The 17,441-nt window shown below is 58.6% G+C and carries 21 protein-coding genes; 8 read left to right on the top strand and 13 right to left on the bottom strand.

The genetic code is table 11. From position 1 onward, the window contains the following. Positions 1-6: 6 nt before the first annotated feature. The gene (gene betA, locus DHN55_RS07845; RefSeq protein WP_108880750.1) at positions 7-1,668 is read right to left on the bottom strand and encodes a choline dehydrogenase; all 1,662 of its coding nucleotides are present in this window, start codon (positions 1,666-1,668) and stop codon (positions 7-9) included. Positions 1,669-1,675: 7 nt separating this feature from the next. Further along, positions 1,676-2,260, bottom strand: coding sequence for a transcriptional regulator BetI (gene betI / locus DHN55_RS07850; RefSeq protein WP_108880751.1), 585 nt, complete (start codon positions 2,258-2,260; stop codon positions 1,676-1,678). A gap of 193 nt (positions 2,261-2,453) precedes the next feature. Between betI and DHN55_RS07855 the strand changes: the two genes are divergently transcribed. The 3 genes from DHN55_RS07855 (at position 2,454) to choV (ending at position 5,456) form a co-directional block, all read left to right on the top strand. Continuing rightward, positions 2,454-3,410: a choline ABC transporter substrate-binding protein gene (locus tag DHN55_RS07855; protein ID WP_108880752.1), complete on the top strand. Its 957-nt coding sequence runs from the start codon at positions 2,454-2,456 to the stop codon at positions 3,408-3,410. A 127-nt stretch (positions 3,411-3,537) separates the two neighbouring features. Further along, the gene (gene choW, locus DHN55_RS07860) at positions 3,538-4,404 is read left to right on the top strand and encodes a choline ABC transporter permease subunit (RefSeq protein ID WP_108880753.1); all 867 of its coding nucleotides are present in this window, start codon (positions 3,538-3,540) and stop codon (positions 4,402-4,404) included. Further along, on the top strand, positions 4,401-5,456 hold the full coding sequence (gene choV / locus DHN55_RS07865) for a choline ABC transporter ATP-binding protein (RefSeq protein ID WP_108880754.1): 1,056 nt from the start codon (positions 4,401-4,403) through the stop codon (positions 5,454-5,456). Before choW ends, choV begins: the two co-directional genes overlap by 4 nt. Before the next feature lie 3 nt (positions 5,457-5,459). Here the strand turns inward: choV and DHN55_RS07870 are convergent, their stop codons facing one another. After that, entirely contained in the window at positions 5,460-5,966 is a 507-nt protein-coding gene (locus DHN55_RS07870) for a tryptophan-rich sensory protein (protein WP_108881776.1), read from the bottom strand. A gap of 104 nt (positions 5,967-6,070) precedes the next feature. Here DHN55_RS07870 and DHN55_RS07875 point away from each other — a divergent pair, with 104 nt between their 5' ends. Continuing rightward, positions 6,071-6,541, top strand: coding sequence for a DUF302 domain-containing protein (locus DHN55_RS07875; RefSeq protein ID WP_108880755.1), 471 nt, complete (start codon positions 6,071-6,073; stop codon positions 6,539-6,541). A 57-nt stretch (positions 6,542-6,598) separates the two neighbouring features. On the opposite strand, the gene DHN55_RS07880 is transcribed toward DHN55_RS07875, so the two are convergent. The 3 genes from DHN55_RS07880 to DHN55_RS07890 are packed head-to-tail and all read right to left on the bottom strand — an operon-like array spanning position 6,599 to position 9,274. Next, positions 6,599-7,450 carry a fumarylacetoacetate hydrolase family protein gene (locus DHN55_RS07880; RefSeq protein WP_337660043.1) on the bottom strand — a complete coding sequence of 284 codons (852 nt, stop codon included), beginning with the start codon at positions 7,448-7,450 and terminating at the stop codon, positions 6,599-6,601. 11 nt (positions 7,451-7,461) lie between these two features. Next, entirely contained in the window at positions 7,462-8,568 is a 1,107-nt protein-coding gene (locus tag DHN55_RS07885; RefSeq protein ID WP_108880757.1) for a HoxN/HupN/NixA family nickel/cobalt transporter, read from the bottom strand. Between the two features lie 16 nt (positions 8,569-8,584). Further along, complete coding sequence (locus DHN55_RS07890) at positions 8,585-9,274, bottom strand: DUF1007 family protein (RefSeq protein WP_108880758.1); 690 nt, start codon at positions 9,272-9,274, stop codon at positions 8,585-8,587. Positions 9,275-9,606: 332 nt separating this feature from the next. Between DHN55_RS07890 and DHN55_RS07895 the strand changes: the two genes are divergently transcribed. After that, positions 9,607-10,380: a cytochrome c biogenesis protein CcdA gene (locus tag DHN55_RS07895; protein ID WP_108880759.1), complete on the top strand. Its 774-nt coding sequence runs from the start codon at positions 9,607-9,609 to the stop codon at positions 10,378-10,380. A gap of 38 nt (positions 10,381-10,418) precedes the next feature. After that, positions 10,419-10,673, top strand: a complete 255-nt coding sequence (locus DHN55_RS07900) for a DUF6489 family protein (protein ID WP_108880760.1) — start codon at positions 10,419-10,421, stop codon at positions 10,671-10,673. Positions 10,674-10,693: 20 nt separating this feature from the next. Here the strand turns inward: DHN55_RS07900 and ppk2 are convergent, their stop codons facing one another. From ppk2 to nthA, 5 genes are all read right to left on the bottom strand, one after another. Further along, complete coding sequence (ppk2, locus tag DHN55_RS07905; RefSeq protein WP_108881777.1) at positions 10,694-11,569, bottom strand: polyphosphate kinase 2; 876 nt, start codon at positions 11,567-11,569, stop codon at positions 10,694-10,696. Positions 11,570-11,676: 107 nt separating this feature from the next. Continuing rightward, positions 11,677-12,546 carry a metallophosphoesterase family protein gene (locus DHN55_RS07910; RefSeq protein ID WP_337660044.1) on the bottom strand — a complete coding sequence of 290 codons (870 nt, stop codon included), beginning with the start codon at positions 12,544-12,546 and terminating at the stop codon, positions 11,677-11,679. 6 nt (positions 12,547-12,552) lie between these two features. Then, the gene (locus DHN55_RS07915; RefSeq protein ID WP_337660045.1) at positions 12,553-12,912 is read right to left on the bottom strand and encodes a nitrile hydratase accessory protein; all 360 of its coding nucleotides are present in this window, start codon (positions 12,910-12,912) and stop codon (positions 12,553-12,555) included. After that, complete coding sequence (gene nthB / locus DHN55_RS07920; RefSeq protein WP_108880763.1) at positions 12,899-13,561, bottom strand: nitrile hydratase subunit beta; 663 nt, start codon at positions 13,559-13,561, stop codon at positions 12,899-12,901. Before nthB ends, DHN55_RS07915 begins: the two co-directional genes overlap by 14 nt. Continuing rightward, positions 13,558-14,202, bottom strand: a complete 645-nt coding sequence (gene nthA / locus DHN55_RS07925; RefSeq protein ID WP_108880764.1) for a nitrile hydratase subunit alpha — start codon at positions 14,200-14,202, stop codon at positions 13,558-13,560. Before nthA ends, nthB begins: the two co-directional genes overlap by 4 nt. 88 nt (positions 14,203-14,290) lie before the next feature. On the opposite strand from nthA, the gene DHN55_RS07930 reads away from it, so the two are divergent. Together DHN55_RS07930 and DHN55_RS07935 are read left to right on the top strand one after the other, a co-directional pair. Then, entirely contained in the window at positions 14,291-14,974 is a 684-nt protein-coding gene (locus DHN55_RS07930; protein WP_108880765.1) for a haloacid dehalogenase type II, read from the top strand. 9 nt (positions 14,975-14,983) lie between these two features. After that, positions 14,984-15,928 (top strand): glutathione S-transferase N-terminal domain-containing protein, encoded by a 945-nt coding sequence (locus DHN55_RS07935; protein WP_108881778.1) that lies wholly within the window; start codon positions 14,984-14,986, stop codon positions 15,926-15,928. 59 nt (positions 15,929-15,987) lie between these two features. Here the strand turns inward: DHN55_RS07935 and DHN55_RS07940 are convergent, their stop codons facing one another. Further along, entirely contained in the window at positions 15,988-16,278 is a 291-nt protein-coding gene (locus DHN55_RS07940) for a DUF1330 domain-containing protein (protein ID WP_108880766.1), read from the bottom strand. After that, complete coding sequence (locus DHN55_RS07945; RefSeq protein WP_108880767.1) at positions 16,279-17,385, bottom strand: NmrA family NAD(P)-binding protein; 1,107 nt, start codon at positions 17,383-17,385, stop codon at positions 16,279-16,281. Between the last annotated feature and the right edge of the window lie 56 nt (positions 17,386-17,441).

Raw genomic sequence — 17,441 nt, forward strand, 5'->3', positions numbered from 1 at the left:
CAGGCCCTAGCGTTGCGAATTTTGCCAGTCAGGATTGATCCACGGTTGCTGGTTGGATGGCGGCAGCGGGTCAAGACCGAGAATATGGTCCGATGCCTTTTCACCCACCATCAGGGACGGGCCGTTGAGATTGCCGTTGGGGATGGACGGAAAAATCGAGCTGTCGGCCACGCGCAGGCCCTCGATACCAATTACCCGGCACTGTGGATCGACCACTGCCATGGGGTCCTTTTCGGATCCCATCTTGCAGGTGCCGCACGGGTGGTAGGCGCTTTCGGCGTGCCGGCGGATGAAATCGTCGATTGCCGCATCGCTGGTCACATCATCACCGGGCTGAATTTCGCCGTTGGCAAATTCCTGCATGGCCGGTTGGGCGATAATTTCACGGGTCAGGCGAATGCAGGAACGGAAATCTGTCCAGTCCTCGTCTTTGGACATGTAATTGAAGGTCAGTTTCGGTGCGTCATCCGGATTGGCGCTGACGGGCATTACCATACCGCGGGATTTTGACCGGTTGGGCCCGACATGCACCTGGAAACCATGCCCCTTGGTCGCGGGCTTGCCATCATAGGCAATGGCGCCGGGCAGGAAATGGTATTGAATGTCGGGATACTCGATACCGGCGCGCGAACGGATGAAGCCTGCCGATTCAAAGTGATTGGTGGCCCCCAGGCCGGTCTTGAACAGCAGCCATTGCAGGCCGATCAATCCTTTGGAGATGAGGCCCAGCCTGGTGTTCAGCGTCACAGGCTTCTTGGAGTGCAGCTGGAAGTAGACTTCCAGGTGATCCATCAGGTTTGCGCCGACGCCGGGCAAATGATGCACCGGCTCGATGCCGGCGGCCTTCAGCGTGGCGGCGTCGCCAATGCCGGAAAGCTGCAGCAGGTGCGGAGAGTTGAAGGCACTGGCTGCAATAATGACCTCACGGCGCGCATTGGCGGTCTTGATGCGGCCGCCTTTTTCATACTCCACACCGGTGGCGCGTTTGTTCTCCAGCACGATACGGCGGGCTTTGGCCCGGGTGACCAGTTCGAGATTGTCGCGCTTCATTGCGGGTTTCAGGTAGGCGTTGGCGGAAGACCAGCGACGACCCTTCCAGACCGTCATCTCCATGGCGCCGAAACCTTCCTGCTGCTGGCCGTTGTAATCGATTGTGGTCGGGTATCCGGCTTGTTCAGCGGCATCGACGAAGGCGTGGTAAAGCGGGTTTGTGCGTTCGCCGCGGGTTACATGCAACGGACCGTCGGTGCCGCGCCAACCCTCTTCGCCGCCATGTGAGGTTTCCATGCGCTTGTAGTAGGGCAACACATCTGCATAGGCCCAGCCGGTTGCGCCCAGTTCGGACCAGGTATCGAAATCCCGGGCATGGCCGCGGACATACACCATGCCATTGATGGAGGAAGACCCGCCTATCACCTTGCCGCGCGGTGCGGTGATGCGGCGATTGTTGAGGCCGGGTTCCGGTTCGGACAGGTACCCCCAATTGTAGGTCTTTGTATTCAGCGGGATCGACAGGGCCGACGGCATTTGGATCAAAGGCCCGATATCGCTGCCGCCATATTCCAGCACCAGTACGGTGTGCCTGCCGTTTTCGGTCAACCGGTTCGCCAGCACGGAGCCTGCCGAACCGGAGCCGATGATGATGTAGTCAAACGTGCCGTCGCTCATAGGTGTCTCAATGTGTGTGGGGGAGCTGGCCGTCGATATAGGATTCGACGAGATGGATTGCCGTTTCGCGGTTGTAGACGTCACCGAACAGGGCGGCGCGCAACCAGACACCGTCGATCAGGGCCGAAACGCCCATCGCCAGTTCTGCGGCCTGGGCCGGACCGGTGAGTTTCTTGAAGGCATCGCTGAGGTTTGATTTCAGCCGCGCATCGTACAATCGCAGGATACGTGTGAGGTTCGATGACTGGCGGGCAGAGCCATACAAGGCGAGCCAGGCGGTCATCACGTCGGGTGAATACTGGCTTGGCGCGAAGTTTGCCTCGACAATCGCGGACAGCCTGCCGCGTGGCGTCTGCGCCTGTTTCAAACGCTTGAGCGTTTCGGCGCGCAGGTCGCGCAGCATGTGCTGCATGGTGGCGAACAAAAGGTCGTCCTTGCCGTCGAAATAGTGATGCACAATGCCGGAAGAAACACCGGCCTTCTTGGCAATGCGCGCAACAGTGGTGTCTGCATAGCCGTAGTCATGCAGGGAAGATATTGCAGCTTCTATCAGTTGATTCCGGCGCACCGGACCCATGCCAAGTTTCGGCATTTCACCTCTCAGGGAGTGTTGCGTTCAGTTGCAGAATATTTTTTTTAATTGATCAGTCAATTAAAAACAGCCTAAGTTCGGCGGGGCTGTTGACTTGCACGTGTGCTGCAGCGCACATTCCGGCCAATCCGGACTGCTGAAGACCATCAGTTGAGGATGGTCGGGCGAAAACTGAAACAGGGAGTAGATATTGATGACCAGGACAATTTCACAAGTGATGACAGGTGTCGCGGCAGCGGCGATCTTCGCATTCGTACCGATGAGCGCGGCGCAGGCTGCCGACAGCGAAGCATGCAAGGCCGTCAGGTTCTCCGACGTTGGCTGGACTGACATCACCGCAACGACTGCAACCGCCACTGTCGTCCTGAAAGCGCTCGGTTACGAGCCCGTTACCCAGGTTCTGTCTGTGCCGGTGACCTATTCATCCCTGAAGAACAAGGATATCGACGTTTTCCTCGGCAACTGGATGCCGACCATGGAAGCGGATATCAAACCGTACCGCGAAGACGGTACAGTGGAATCCATCGGGGCGAACCTCGAAGGCGCCAAGTACACGCTGGCGGTTCCCAAATACACCTATGATGCGGGCCTCAAGACGTTCCAGGACATCGCAAAGTTCAAGGACCAGCTCGGCGGCAAGATCTATGGCATCGAGCCGGGCAATGACGGCAACCGCCTGATCCTCGACATGATTGAGAAGGGCACTTTCGACCTCAAGGGGTTTGAAGTGGTTGAATCATCGGAGGCAGGCATGCTGTCCGCCGTCGCCAAGGCCGGTCGCAAGAAGGAGCACCTGGTGTTTCTCGGCTGGGAGCCGCACCCGATGAATGCCAATTTCGAAATGGCCTATCTTGAAGGTGGCGATGACGTGTTCGGCCCGAACCTCGGCGGTGCCACGGTGCACACCAATGTGCGCAAAGGCTATGTTGCCGATTGCCCGAATGCCGGCAAGCTGATCTCCAATCTCAAATTTACACTGCAGATGGAAAACGAGATCATGGGCGCCATTCTCAATGATGGCACCGATCCTGAAAAGGCAGCCACCAACTGGCTCAAGGCCAATCCCGGCGTGATGGATGCCTGGCTTGCCGGGGTCACCACATTTGACGGTGGAGACGGCATGGCTGCCGCAAAATCTGCAATCAAGTAAACTGATTGCCTTGTTTGAAAGTGTGCTACCCGGTTTTGCCTGAACAGCAAAACCGGGTAGCCTCGTTTTCTGCACCGTTCGCCAGGACATCAAAAGTGCCGCAACACCCATCAACCGGATTGACCTCATGGACCCGATCAGCGCCTTCCTCGAAGACAACAAAATCCCGCTTGGCAGATGGGGCAAACAGCTTTTCAACTGGCTGACAGACAGTTTCGACTGGTTTTTCGACGGCATTGCCAGCGGTATAGAAGCCATCCTGAAAGCAATGATCGACCTGATGCTGCTGCCGCCGCCGATTGTCATCGTCGGGCTGATTGCAGCATTGGCGTGGTGGTTGTCGCGATCCTGGAAAATTCCCGCGATTGCAGTTGTCTGCCTGGCGTTCGTGATCAATCAGGGCTTGTGGAAGGAAACCGTTGAGACACTGGCGCTTGTCGTCGGGGCGGCGTCAGCCTCCATGTTGATCGGTGTGCCGGTGGGTATCGTGGCGGCGCACAATGACTGGCTGTTCCGCATCCTGCGCCCGATACTCGACCTGATGCAGACCCTGCCGACGTTTGTGTACCTGATCCCGGCACTGATCCTGTTCGGCCTCGGTCTGGCACCCGGCCTGGTGACCACCGTCATCTTCTCCATTGCCGCGCCGATCCGGCTGACCCATCTCGGTATCACATCGGTGCCGAAGCAGCTGATCGAGGCTGGGCAGGCGTTTGGTGCAACCAAGTGGCAGTTGCTTAAAAAGGTGGAACTGCCGGCTGCCATGCCGACCATCATGGCCGGGCTTACCCAGTGCATCATGCTGTCGCTGTCGATGGTGGTGATTGCCGCGCTGATTGGCGCCAACGGGCTGGGAAAACCGGTGGTGCGCGCCCTGAACACGGTCAACATACCGATGGGAATTGAAGCCGGCCTCGCCATTGTGGCGGTTGCCATCATGCTGGACCGCATTTGTCGCATCCAGGAACCAGGCAATGGGGGGCAGAGCAAATGAGCAAGACCGCTGTCAGCTTCAAGAACGTCGACATCATTTTCGGCGACAACAAGAAGGACGCGCTGCGCCTGCTGGATGGCGGGGCAACGCGACAGGAGATCAATGAGGAAACCGGCGCTGTGCTGGGTGTGGCCGGGGCTTCGCTCGACGTGGCGGAAGGCGAAATATTCGTCCTGATGGGATTGTCCGGATCGGGCAAGTCCACCTTGTTGCGCGCGGTAAACCGCCTCAATGAAACGGCACGCGGCGAAGTGATTGTGTCAACGGACGGAACATCGGTTGATGTCGCCTCGTGCAACGACCAGCAGTTGCGCGAACTTCGCATGCACCAGGTTGCCATGGTGTTCCAGCAATTTGCGCTGCTGCCGTGGCGCACGGTTGAGGAAAATGTCGGACTTGGCCTGGAACTGGCGGGTGTCCCGGAGGCAGAACGCAAGGCCCGGGTTGCAGAGCAGTTGAAGCTGGTCAGCCTGGACCAGTGGGCGGACAGGTATGCGCATGAACTGTCAGGCGGCATGCAGCAGCGTGTAGGACTGGCGCGCGCCTTTACCACGCAAGCCCCGATCCTGTTGATGGATGAACCGTTCTCAGCCCTTGACCCGCTGATCCGTACCCACCTGCAGGACGAACTTCTCAACCTGCAGCGCGAACTGAAACGCACCATAATATTCGTGTCGCACGATCTCGACGAAGCCATGAAGATCGGCAACCGGATTGCGATCATGGAAGATGGCCGCATAGTTCAGGCCGGCACGCCGCAGGAAATAGTGCTCAAGCCGGCCAATGAGTATGTCGAGCAGTTTGTGCAGCACATGAACCCGCTCAACGTGATGACCGGCGCGACCATCATGAAGAAGCTGGCCAAGCCGAAGCAGGTGGCCAAGGGCAAGGCGGCACCTGCCATGATGCCACCCGATGCCACCATGCGCGAGATTATCGCTGAATGCTGGCGCACCGGCAAAAGCGTCATGATCGGCACGGACGGCAAAGCCATCGGCGAAGTCGGTGAGACGGAAATCTACTCAGCACTGGTTAACCGGCCAACGGCGTGAAACTCAGTTCAGCGTCCAGATCGAGAAGTTCAGGGCGGTTGCGTAGCTGACCCAGACCAGGTAGGGCACCAGCAGCCATGCCGCCAGGCGATCAATGGGGCGGAACGCTGCAATGGTAGCCGCGATGGCGAGCCACATGGCAACGATGACCAGCAGACCAAGTGCCGGAGACCGGGCAGCGAAGAACGCAAAAGACCAGGCGAAATTCAATGCCAGCTGCACGAAGAAGATGATCAGTGCGGAGCGTGCCTTGCCGCTGAAGCCGCCGCCGACACGCCATACCTGCCAGGCGGCCACCGCCATCATGACATAGAGCAGGGTCCACACAGGCGCGAACAGCCAGTTGGGCGGTGTCCATGACGGCCGGTTCAGAGTCAGGTACCAGGTGGCAACCGACTGATTGGTCGCCCATCCGGCGATACCCGCCACCGCGAGACACAAGGCTATGAAGCCCGCCAGCACGAGCCACTGGTTTGCCGCAGAGCCGTTGGCGTCGTTTTTTGGCGTCATGTCATTCCCCACGATAATGTGACTTGTGTTCGGCGTGCCGTCAGCATGACATAAACACATTCCACATATTAGATCTAACCTGTTCATTCCTGAGGAGCATTCTGATGATCAAGTCACTTCTGGCCGCTGCTGCCATTTCCCTTTCCATGGCGGTTGCGCCTGCACTGGCCGGCGATAGCGCAAACGGCACCATCAAGATGGAAAGTGCCCATGACGCCGCAACCACGCTGGACCGGCTGGAAGCGATCTTCAAGGAAAAGGGCATTACGGTATTTGCCCGGGTCGACCATGCCGCCGGTGCCAAGAAAATCGGTGAAGACATGGCGCCGACGCAGCTTTTGCTGTTTGGCAATCCCAAACTTGGTACACCCCTGATGAAGGTCAATCGCGAAGCCGGATTCGACCTGCCGATGAAGGCGCTTGCCTGGACCGATGACGCCGGCAAGACATGGCTCGCCGTCACCGATCCTGCGGCCCTGAAGTCACGCTATGGTCTGGATGCGGCTGCACCGGTGATCGAGAAAATGAGCGGCGCCGTGACTGCCATGGGCAAAAAGGCCACCTCTAAAGAGTAAAAGCACGATCCGAAGAGCGGATGCCGGTTTTCGGGCAAATTGTGCGAAAAACAGACACTATTTGGGCGTCGGGCCTACCGTGTTGCGCAAGCGTCCGATGCCCTCCAGCATCACATCCACCACGTCGCCTTCCTTGAGGGCGGCGGTGGTGCCGGCGGTTCCGGTGTAGATCACGTCGCCGGGTTCCAGTGTCATGTAACGCGACAGCTCGGAGATGATTTTTGCCGATGAGTGGATCATCTGTTTGGTTGATCCCTTCTGCACCGTCTTGCCGTTGACCTGTGTTTCGAATTTCAGGTTGTCTATGGTCAGTCCGGGTGAAATCCAGGGTCCCAGCGGCGCGAAGGTGTCGGAGCCCTTGGATTTCAGGACCGTGAACCCGCCTGAGCCGAAACTGCGTTCAGTCACGTCATTGCCGGCGGTGACCCCGAACACGAAAGACAATGCCTTTTCCTCGGAGACGTTCTTTGCCCGTGCACCCATGACGATGACCATCTCGCCTTCATAATGCAGGTTGGTCGAACCCTTCGGCGGCGTGATTGTGTCTTCATGACCGATGACGGATGATGGCAGTTTGGCGAAGAACTGCAGGTCGCCGCCGCTGCCGCCATGGCTCTTGTAGTTCAATGCGATGCCGATGACTTTGCCCGGGATGACCGGCGCCAGCACCTTTACCTCCTCAAGCGGGATCACGTTGCCGGTGACCACGGTTTCCTTGTCGAAAAAGCTGCCGGTCAGTGTGTGGACACCACCAAACGAAATGAAACCGTAATGGACCTTGCCTTCGTGCTCGAAGCGGCCGAAGCGCAAGGGTCCGTCATCGCCTTCAGTTACCTGTGACAGTGTCGGTATGCAAAGGCACACGAGCAGGGCGAAGCTCGCGAGCACGGTTCTAGCAGTACAAAACATGATTGAGGCCTTTAAATCAGGGGCGCCGTGTTGGTGGCTGTTGCCCAGAACAATAACCCGCCGACGCAGGCAATGAACAGTCCGCCCATGAGTTTCAGGCCGAAGGCGGTTCTGTCCAGCCATAAGGGGTTGTGACCGGAGTACTTCAATGCCAAGTCGCGTGACTTTACCGCAAGGCTGGCGATGATCGAAACCGTAATGGCTGTGCCCAGTGCCATGACAAATGTTGCCGCCACGCCTGCCCAGTACAGGCCCAGTGCCGATGAAAACAGCAGTACCAGAATACCTCCGGTACACGGCCTGATGCCCACGGCAAAGGCGATTGTTACAGCCTTCCAGATATCCACCGGATGATCGAGATCCTTGGCCGACGGCATATGCGCATGGCCGCAACCGCAGTCGGGTCCATGCTCATGATCATGATGGTGATCATGCTGATGTGTGTGGTGATGGTCCTGGTGGTGGAGGTGATCATGGGCGGGTGCCGTCGATACAGCCGCTATTGGCGCCAGGCGCGGGCGTATGGCCTGCCAGACCAGCCACAGGCCGGTCAAGGCGATCAGCCCGTAACTGGTGGCTTCCAGTGCTATGGCCATGGACTTGGCCGAGCTTGCCGCAGCCTTCACAGTCAGCAGCAGAGCCGATACCAGTACAACGGCAGTGATCGCCTGGAACATGGCCGCCATGAAGGAGATCATCACGCCCCGTTTCAACTGGCGCTCGTTGGCCAGCAGCCAGGCGGACACCACGGCCTTGCCGTGGCCGGGACCTGCGGCATGCAGGATGCCATAGGCAAAACTCAGCGCCATCAGCGTCAGCGCCGCAGACCAGGGCGATCCGCGTTTCATGGCGGTCAGTGCCGCTGACATCTTGCCGTAAAAGGAACGTTGCTGCGCCTTTATCCATTCAACCGGGCTGCCGGTCAGCGTCGGCACGGCGTCGGCGCTGCCTGCATTCTTGCGGCGCTGCAACAATAACTGGCCCGGTTTTACCGTTTGGGGCTGGGCAGTGTCAGCCTGTGCCATCAAGACAGGGACAGGCGGGTTGGCGTGCGCCATCTGCCAGCCGGGCAGGCAGGCGGCAGCGAGTGCAAGCAGGACAAGAACAATGCGGATCAAGGTTCACCCCTCACGGTTAGCTTGCTGGCGGCTTGCAGGAAACCGAAACGGGTTGTGCGAACAAGGAGCCGAAATCCTGCGGCTGCTCCGGTTGCCAGTCTGCCGGCTTTTCCGCCAGTTCCTGCTTGGTCTGCTCGATGCTTTCATCGAAAGCCAGTGTGCCGACATTGATCACGCAACCCTTTGGTAAGTTGCCGATGGCAGCGACGGTTTCACCCTTGATGTAATCAAAGGCAATGAAAAAGTCCGGGTCATAAATCTTGTAGGTAAACTCTCCGGTTGTCAGGTCCACCGGCGTTGTGAACGGGACCACGAAAGTCATCGACAGCCGGCCCTGATCGTTGATGCGCTGGCCGTATTCGGTAACATCGGCGTAAGCGATGTCCTTGCCGTTTGCCTTGGCTGCGGTGAAATACCGGAACTCTTTCAGGGCATTGATGTTTTCCGTCACCACCGGCTGCAGTTCGGCGGCGGTGTAGATGCCGTCCTTGTCGGCATCCATGCCTTCGGTGGCGGCTTCGGTATAGCCCTGGTCGAAAATCCATTCCACATGAATGGCGGTGGCGCGGCCCTGTTCATCCAGGATGATGTCGGTGCGCATGTCGGAATAGACATGCGGGTGGGCAAAAACAGGTTGTGAAAACAACGCGGCTGCAACAATCAGGCCCGAAGACGCAGCGATGTGTTTTTTCGACAATACGGTCATGATGCGGTCCGTTTGCGGGAAGCCGGAAATTCGAGTGTTAGCCGCAGTTTGCAGCAATATCGTGATGTCTCGCGCGCATTATTGCGCAACAGACGTGATTTGCAAATTAACTTTGACACAGGTTGAACCACGCCAAGTGCGGTCTTTTGCATGGGGTTTGTGGCAGAAACCAGCACGAAACAGGAGTTTGCAAGGCTGCTTGTGACGGTCAAAAAAGCGCCGTGATCTAACGCATATGTGACAGTGAATTGCCCGCTTCGCTGTTGCATCACGGCGCTTTTACCAGCACTTTCGGGCGAAATTACCCGACCACGGTATCAGGCAAGGAAAACATGGGACTGGACGTATCTATCTGGGCGGCATTCTTTGCCGGACTGCTGAGTTTCCTGAGCCCGTGCGTGTTGCCGCTGGTGCCGCCTTACCTGTGCTTTATTGCCGGGACATCGCTGGAAGAGCTGACGGGAGAAGCTGAAACCGATGGTGCCGTGCAGCGCAGGGCCCTGGTGGCTTCGGTGTTGTTCGTGCTGGGCTTTTCGACGGTTTTCATAGCGCTTGGCGCATCGGCCAGCGTGATCGGGCAGTGGCTCAGGGAAGCCACCACCTGGGAAATCACCATCGGCAGCATGAATTTTCCGGTGCTGACGTCGGTTGCCGGTGTCATCATCATTATCATGGGGCTGCACTTCCTCGGCGCGTTCCGTATCGGCTTCCTGTCGCGCGAGGTGCGCTATCAGCAGGAAGCAAAACCGGTCGGGCTGTTCGGCGCCTATGCCATCGGGCTTGCCTTTGCGCTCGGGTGGACACCATGCATCGGGCCGGTGCTGGCTGCCATCCTGACCGTGGCCGGTTCGGCCGACAGTGTAACCAAGGGGGCAGGGCTGCTGGCGATCTATTCAGCCGGGCTTGGCGTGCCGTTCCTGCTGGCTGCGGTTGCCATGCCGCAGTTCCTGGTTTTCATGAAGAAGTTTCGCCGCCATCTCGGCCTGGTTGAAAAGGCCATGGGAGGCATGCTGGTGGTCACCGGTGTGCTGTTCCTGACCGGCACGTTTACCGCGCTTTCATACTGGATGATCGAAACCTTCCCCGGTCTTGCCACCTTGGGCTAAACTTGCTTCCATTCACCTGAATTGGAATGGAGAGCCCCATGAAAGTTACCATCGACATTGACTGCACGCCGGAAGAGGCGCGCACCTTCTTTGGCCTGCCTGACGTGCAGCCGATGCAAAAGGCCATGATGGCCAAGATGCAGGCGCAGATGGAAAGCCAGATGGACCAGCTCGACCCAACAGAGATCATGAAAACCTGGATGACACCGGGCATTGAGGGCTTCGGCCAGTTTCAAAAGGCCATGTGGGCAGCAGCGACCAGCGGGAACCCGGCGAAACCGGGCAAGGACTAGGGCAGGACGTGCAATCGCGCTCAGATCAAATGATGAATTTCCGGAACAAAGGTCTGGTCGTCCATCGGCGGGCGGACATAGCCGGCTTGTTCCGGTCTTTCATCCAAAACCACCGTCTCCGGCGTGACATCTTCGTACGGGATCAATGACAGCAAGTGGCTGATGCAATTGAGGCGAGCATGTTTCTTGACGTCGGAGGCCACGACGTACCAGGGCGCCTGTTTGATGTCGGTATGGGAAAACATCATGTCCTTGGCCTTTGAATACTCGACCCAGCGTTTTCGGCTCTCCAGGTCCATCGGGCTCAGCTTCCAGCGTTTGGTCGGGTCTGTCAGGCGTTTCTGAAACCGGCGTTCCTGCTCTTCATCACTGACAGAAAACCAGTATTTTATCAGCTGAATGCCGGCACGTACCAGCATGCGTTCAAACTCGGGACAGCTGCGCATGAACTCCCGGTATTCTTCGTCCTTGCAAAATCCCATGACGCGCTCGACACCGGCGCGATTGTACCAGGACCGGTCAAAGATAACGATCTCTCCGGCTGCAGGCAGGTGCGGCACATAGCGCTGGAAGTACCATTGGGTTTTTTCCCGTTCCGTCGGTGCCGGTAAAGCCACGACATGACAGATGCGAGGGTTCAAGGCTTCGGTGATACGCTTTATGGTACCGCCCTTGCCGGCTGCATCGCGGCCCTCGAACACGATAGCCACCCTGTGACCGGTTTGTTTCACCCATTCCTGGAGCTTGACCAGTTCGATTTGTTGCTGGACCAGCGCCTTTTCATAGGCGGTGTTGGATATCTTTTTGGACTTTTGTCCGCCTGGCTTGCGTGATTTGGTTCCATTGCCAGATTTGTCTGGATCGCCTGCAAGCTTGGTGTCAACGCTCTTTGCCATACCCATTTCCTCCCATGTTTTCCTTTACGGCAACACAGCAAGGGCATGAAGGTCAAGCCAGTCAGGACAATGAGGCCTGATTTCTCGCTGGCCTGCAGCAGCAATTATCACTCTGCTGCGATCGACGATCGGCCGGCCATGAGGAACGTCCGGCCGTCGAGCGGCAGGGCCTGGCCGGTGGTTGTGCGTTCGTGTTCAGGCAGGACGTCGAGCGATGGCCACAGGCCGGTTTCCAGGCTGTCGGCATAGCCGTATGGCAGACCTTGCGTTCTGATACGCGTGGCTGCGGTGTGCGCGTCAAACCCGATCGCATGGTGGGTCAGCGACACGCCACCGGGTTGCGGTGTCAGAACGGAGGCCCAGATCCGGCTGGTGCCGTCATTCGCCGGCATGCCGAGCGCGCCGGAATTGTGCCAGCAATGATTGCCGATGAATCTCGTAAACGGGATGCCGACGTGTCCGGCGATCACCAGGTCGGCGCCTGTCGCATCCAGTTCGCGCTCGAATTCGGTATCAGGCAGTGACGCAAACATGAAGCGGTTGGTCTGCCGGACGGAACCATGCACGACCCGCGCGGACACGCCGCCCACCGAGAAAGCCAGTTGTGCGGGCAGGTCGGCCATCCACTGCCTGCTGCCGGCAGACAGTGTCGCCAGCGCATGCGCATACCAGCGTACGGATGCGGCATCACACGCGGAGCCTTCTGCATATCCGCAACCGCAATCAGCGCCGCCCACCACAATCTGTTCTTCGACATTGCCCTTGATGGCGTGCCATCCGCGCGCCGCCATGAACCGCACCGAGCCTTCAGTGTCGGCGCAATAGGCAACTGCATCGCCTGAGTGAATGACACGGGCATCGCTGATGCCGAGTGACAATTGCAACTCTGCCAGCGCCTCAAGCGACTGCAGGTTGCCGTAGGCACCGCCGCAGATCAGCACCGGTTCGGTGAAGGTTCCCAGATCAGCAGTTTCCACGATTGCTCAGTTCCGTGTCTCGGCGCCGAGTTCAATCGGGCTGCCATGTGGCGTGGCTCTGGCCGCCCGATCCCAGGCATCCTTGCGGTCAAGACGTTCGTTCTCGCTCAGTGCGCCCTTTTCCTGGGTGATTTTTTCAAGCGCCGCAAGCCAGCGCATATAATAGTTCTCCGCCGCATCGTCGGGACCGGCAGCGGCAATCTCCCTGCTCAGCGCATCAGCCCATTCGACCCAGGTAAACAGGCCTTTTTCATGCAGCTTCACGGTCATGGCGAAGGCCTGCGCCTGCCAGGGTTCGGCAAACACCGGCTCGTCAGCTTCCGTAACAAGACCGGGGAGCTGTCTGACATCTTCAGGCAGGGACAAGGTAGCTCTCCCACAGGTCAGCATGCATGGCGTCATTGGCCGGGGCATCTTCTCCCCAAAGCTCACGGGCTGCAAATCGCACAGTATACAGGTGCTGCGGGTTTTCACCTTTGCCGTGGGCGTTGCTGTCGGGGAATATGTGACCCTTGTGCCAGGCGACGATCTCGCCTTCGCAGCCACGCAAGTATCGTGGCAGCCGGGTATGGCCGTCCGGGTTCATGCGTACCGCGCGAACCTTGCTGCCGGTCTTGAACTTTGGTTGTGTGTCGAGGTCACGATTGGCCGGTCCGCCCTTTGCCAGAATGCCGGCCACTTCATCGGCAGCCACCGGATCGCGATGCAAATCGCGCGGCGTCACTTCCTGCCGGCCCAGGTGCACTTCGCCAGGCACCACAAACCCGGTGTCCAGCATCAGCTTGATCAGGCCTTCGGTCCAGATCTGGTAATAGCTGGATGTCATGTATTTGGCCGGGTGCATGCTTTCACGGGCATGGCGGCCCTGGTCAATATTCCACTGGCCGTAAAAACCCATGGCAAGGGTTAGTGCAAAGGCCCGCTTTTCCCATTCGGCATGAAATACAGGCTCGTCAATTTCGGGATCGATGGGGCCGAGGCCGTGGACGCCGCCGAGATCCTGTCCGCCGTTCATGATGCCACCTGCTCGGGCGTCAACGCGAGCCCGGTTCCGATCATTGAGTTGCGGGTGACCAGGGTTGCAAGTTTTTCAGCATCCCAGCCCCCGGTTCCCTGCGGGCGTTGCGGAATTACCAGATATCTGACTTCAGCCGTCGAGTCCCACACCTTGATGCCGACGTGCTCGGGCAGTTGTACGCCGAATTCGGCCAGCACGCCGCGCGGGTCGGATACCGCGCGCGAGCGGTAGGGCGGGGCCTTGTACCAGACCGGTGGTAGCCCCAGAACGGGCCACGGATAACACGAGCACAGCGTGCACACGACCATGTTGTGGGTGTCTTCGGTGTTCTCGACCGCCACCATGTGCTCTCCCTGGCGGCCGATAAACCCTAAGTCGGCAATGGCGTTGGTGGCGTCGGTGCGCAGTTTTTTCATGAAGGCAGCATCGGTCCAGGCTTTTGCGACCACCTGGGCGCCATTGCGCGGGCCAACACGCGTCTCATAGGTTTCGATCAGTTCATCGAGTGTGGCCGGGTCCACATAGCCCTTTTCCACGAGCAGGCTTTCCAGCGCCTTGACCCGCAGGGCTGTCTCGGACAGCTCGGAATGCTCGCCATCATGGTGGTGGTGATCGTGGTCATGAGTGTCGTGTGCCATATGGTGGGTTACTCTCTTGATTGAATGAGCGCCATACTGCAATCAAGTCAGTAGACTAACAACTCACAAATTTACAAGGAAATCCAACATGGCTGTGAAACTTGAGGGCATCAAGGCATGTGTGTTCGATGCCTATGGCACACTGCTGAACGTTCATGCCCCGGTGGCGCAACTGTCCTCCCGCATCGGAAAGGATGCAGATGCGGTTTCCAAGCTGTGGCGGCAGAAGCAGCTTGAATACACATGGTTGCGATCCCTGATGAAGGCTTATGTCCCGTTCTGGCAGATCACCGGAGATGCGCTGGATTATACGCTGGAGGCGTTTTCCATCGAAGACCAGGCACTGCGCGACGACCTGATGGAACTGTACCTGCACCTGGCGGCATACGATGACGCGGTGGCCTGTCTGAAAGTACTGAAGGAGCTGGGCGTTGCCACGGCAATCCTGTCCAACGGGTCACCCGACATGCTGGATGCGGCGGTGAAATCGTCCGGCCTTGATGCCTACCTGGACGAAAACATCTCGGTGGCGGATGTCGGCATTTTCAAGCCGGACCCGCAGGTCTACCAGCAGGCAGTGGATCGCATGGGCGTGGCAGAGAGATCCGAAATCTGCTTCGTGTCTGCCAACACATGGGATGCCCAGGCGTCGAAAAGCTTTGGTTTCCAGGTCGCCCGCATCAACCGCTTCGGCCTCAAGGATGACCGTATTCCCGGCACACCCGACATGCTGCTCGAAAGCCTGGAAGAGCTGCCCGGCGTGGTGCGGTAGGTGATCGACATGCCAGATTCTGAATCCGAGATCATCCTGCACAATTATCCGCAATCGCCGGTGGCCGAGAAGGCCCGGGTTGCGTTTGGCATCAAGAACCTGAGCTGGCGCAATGTGGAAATTCCGCGACTGCCGCCGAAGCCGTTTCTGACCGCGCTGTCCGGTGGATACCGGCGTACGCCGGTGATGCAGATCGGTGCTGACATATATTGTGACAGCCAGTGCATCCTGAGGGAGCTGGAGCGACGCTATCCGTCGCCAAGGTTTTTTCCCGGTGAAGATGCCGGCCTGATGTGGTGCCTGAGCCGGTGGACGGACGGTGGCCTGTTCGATCTCGGGGTTAAAATCGTGCTGGGGTCGGCGGGCAACAACCTGCCGCCGGAATTTGCTGAGGATCGCGGCCGGCTGTACTTCGGTGAAAACTGGGCGGACGGCCTGAAAGCGGCCAATGCCGGACTGCCCCATCTTGTGTCTCAGGTGCGCGCGCCGTTTGCCTGGCTTGACCGCCAACTGGGTGATGGCCGCGATTTCCTGCTCGGGCGCGCACCGGCTGCAATCGATGCGCAGATCTACCACGTGGTGTGGTTCCTGCACGGCCGGTGGGATCAGGGCCCGACGTTTCTGTCGGAGTTTCCGGCGCTGGAGAGATGGCGGGACAATGTCCGCAAGCTTGGCCACGGCGCCATGACGGACATGTCGCCGCAAGACGCCATTGACCGTGCCGGGGCCTGCGAACCTGTCCCTGTTGAAGGTAAGGACGCCAATGATCCGCAAGGCCTGGAACCCGGCATGCAGGTCACGGTATCACCGGACCTCGATGGCGGCGAACAGCCGGTCGCAGGACAAGTGGTGGCTGTGAACTGTGACACCATCACGCTGCACCGCTCCGAACCTGAAACCGGCAGCCTGCACGTACACTTTCCGCGTGCCGGATACCGGGTCGGTGTCACCTAGATCGGTACGGGTTTTGATTGAAGCAATCAAAACCCGTAAAACTGATCGTTTCCGAAGTGCTAAAGAGTTTCATAGGCGTTCATGACCTGCACCGAGCTCTGTTCGCGCAGGGCCACGATGTCCTGGTATTCGGGCGAGCTGTTCCAGCGCCTCAAGGTTTCCATGTCCGGGAATTCGGCGACGACCACCATGGGTCCGGCCATATGCTTGCCCGCAAGGGTTTCGTTCAGCATGCCGCGAAACAGCAGTTTTGCGCCATAACCAGACGCAATGGCCTGTGTCCTGGTGATGTAGTCACGGAATTTTTGGGGGTCTGTTACGGTGATATTGGAAATCATCAGGGCTGGCATTCAGGCGACCTTTCCGAGGAAGTTGGTTTCAGGATTGGGTTGATGTGTGGCGCGCCAGTCGGCGTCGTCCTGGCTGAAAGCCGGATTGTCCAGTTGAACGAAATCCTTGCCCGCCTCGATGGCGGACAGGTTGGGCGGCGTGGTTGCAAGGAGTTTCAGGAACCCGGCCATCGCCTGCAGCGTGTGCGCCAAACCCGGCCGCAGATCGGGACGCCGCGCAACAGCCTCGCGAACTATGGTCTCGAAGTCTTGCGGTTGCCGCCCGCCGACATCGTGCACATCGGTAGTCGGGGCATGCACCGCAAAGGTGCCGCGGCGGTACTCGTCAACGTAAACCTTCAGTTGCGACACGGCGGCATCGGAATAGTTCGACGGCGGGTGCGCCTTGAGCGCCTTGAGCATCATCCTGTCGGATATGTTGCGGTACCTGACCCGGCGGCCCAGGGCCTTGCCCATGGCGGTGGCGATTTCGTTGGGTGACAGCAGTTGCGGCCCGGTCGGCCGGTAGGTGTTGCCGGCATGAGTTGCAGGGTCGAGCAGTGCGCCGACCACGACACTGGCGATGTCAGCATTGGATGGCGGTGCATTGGTCTTTGCATCGCCGTTGCCAAGCGGCATGGCAAACAGGCCCAGATGAGCCGCCATGTCGAGGACCATCAGATAATTGTCGGCAAACCAGCCCACATTGACCGTGGTGACCGTCATGTCCGGTCGCATCCTGATCAGGATATCGCTCAGATAGACTTCCCGGGTGAACAGGGACGGATGATCCCGGCTGGACAGCCATTGGCTGAGCGTTACGACATGCTCCAGACCCGCCTGATGTGCTGCGGCGGTAAACACGGCGTTGAAATGCAGGCCATTGGGCGCGGTTGGTGCGCATTGATAGGCCCGTTGAACACCCTGCATTGCCACCTGCATATCGCGCAGGGCGTACTGGTTGCCTGCGAAAATCTCAGCGCCGGCACGCTCCAGCACTTCAGAGCGATGATCCAGGCGCCTGACAAATGCGCGAACCGGGTATCCCCTTTCAAGCAGTTGCAGGGTTGTCGGCAGTCCGGTTTTGCCGGCAGCACTGGTGATGAGAATTTTCGGCCTTGAAGACATGGCGATTGATCCTTATTGCTTAACTGCTTAATTCGATAAAGTGATTACTTTAAAAA

The sequence above is a fragment of the Anderseniella sp. Alg231-50 genome (assembly GCF_900149695.1).
GTDB lineage: Bacteria > Pseudomonadota > Alphaproteobacteria > Rhizobiales > Aestuariivirgaceae > Anderseniella.

Coding starts and splice junctions, on each gene's coding strand:
- betA (WP_108880750.1), bottom strand. CDS start 1,668: ATGAGCGACGGCACGTTTGACTACATCATCATCGGCTCCGGTTCGGCA.
- DHN55_RS07855 (WP_108880752.1), top strand. CDS start 2,454: ATGACCAGGACAATTTCACAAGTGATGACAGGTGTCGCGGCAGCGGCG.
- betI (WP_108880751.1), bottom strand. CDS start 2,260: ATGCCGAAACTTGGCATGGGTCCGGTGCGCCGGAATCAACTGATAGAA.
- choV (WP_108880754.1), top strand. CDS start 4,401: ATGAGCAAGACCGCTGTCAGCTTCAAGAACGTCGACATCATTTTCGGC.
- choW (WP_108880753.1), top strand. CDS start 3,538: ATGGACCCGATCAGCGCCTTCCTCGAAGACAACAAAATCCCGCTTGGC.
- DHN55_RS07945 (WP_108880767.1), bottom strand. CDS start 17,385: ATGTCTTCAAGGCCGAAAATTCTCATCACCAGTGCTGCCGGCAAAACC.
- DHN55_RS07940 (WP_108880766.1), bottom strand. CDS start 16,278: ATGCCAGCCCTGATGATTTCCAATATCACCGTAACAGACCCCCAAAAA.
- DHN55_RS07870 (WP_108881776.1), bottom strand. CDS start 5,966: ATGACGCCAAAAAACGACGCCAACGGCTCTGCGGCAAACCAGTGGCTC.
- DHN55_RS07935 (WP_108881778.1), top strand. CDS start 14,984: ATGCCAGATTCTGAATCCGAGATCATCCTGCACAATTATCCGCAATCG.
- DHN55_RS07930 (WP_108880765.1), top strand. CDS start 14,291: ATGGCTGTGAAACTTGAGGGCATCAAGGCATGTGTGTTCGATGCCTAT.
- DHN55_RS07880 (WP_337660043.1), bottom strand. CDS start 7,450: ATGTTTTGTACTGCTAGAACCGTGCTCGCGAGCTTCGCCCTGCTCGTG.
- DHN55_RS07900 (WP_108880760.1), top strand. CDS start 10,419: ATGAAAGTTACCATCGACATTGACTGCACGCCGGAAGAGGCGCGCACC.
- DHN55_RS07895 (WP_108880759.1), top strand. CDS start 9,607: ATGGGACTGGACGTATCTATCTGGGCGGCATTCTTTGCCGGACTGCTG.
- ppk2 (WP_108881777.1), bottom strand. CDS start 11,569: ATGGCAAAGAGCGTTGACACCAAGCTTGCAGGCGATCCAGACAAATCT.
- DHN55_RS07875 (WP_108880755.1), top strand. CDS start 6,071: ATGATCAAGTCACTTCTGGCCGCTGCTGCCATTTCCCTTTCCATGGCG.
- nthA (WP_108880764.1), bottom strand. CDS start 14,202: ATGGCACACGACACTCATGACCACGATCACCACCACCATGATGGCGAG.
- DHN55_RS07890 (WP_108880758.1), bottom strand. CDS start 9,274: ATGACCGTATTGTCGAAAAAACACATCGCTGCGTCTTCGGGCCTGATT.
- nthB (WP_108880763.1), bottom strand. CDS start 13,561: ATGAACGGCGGACAGGATCTCGGCGGCGTCCACGGCCTCGGCCCCATC.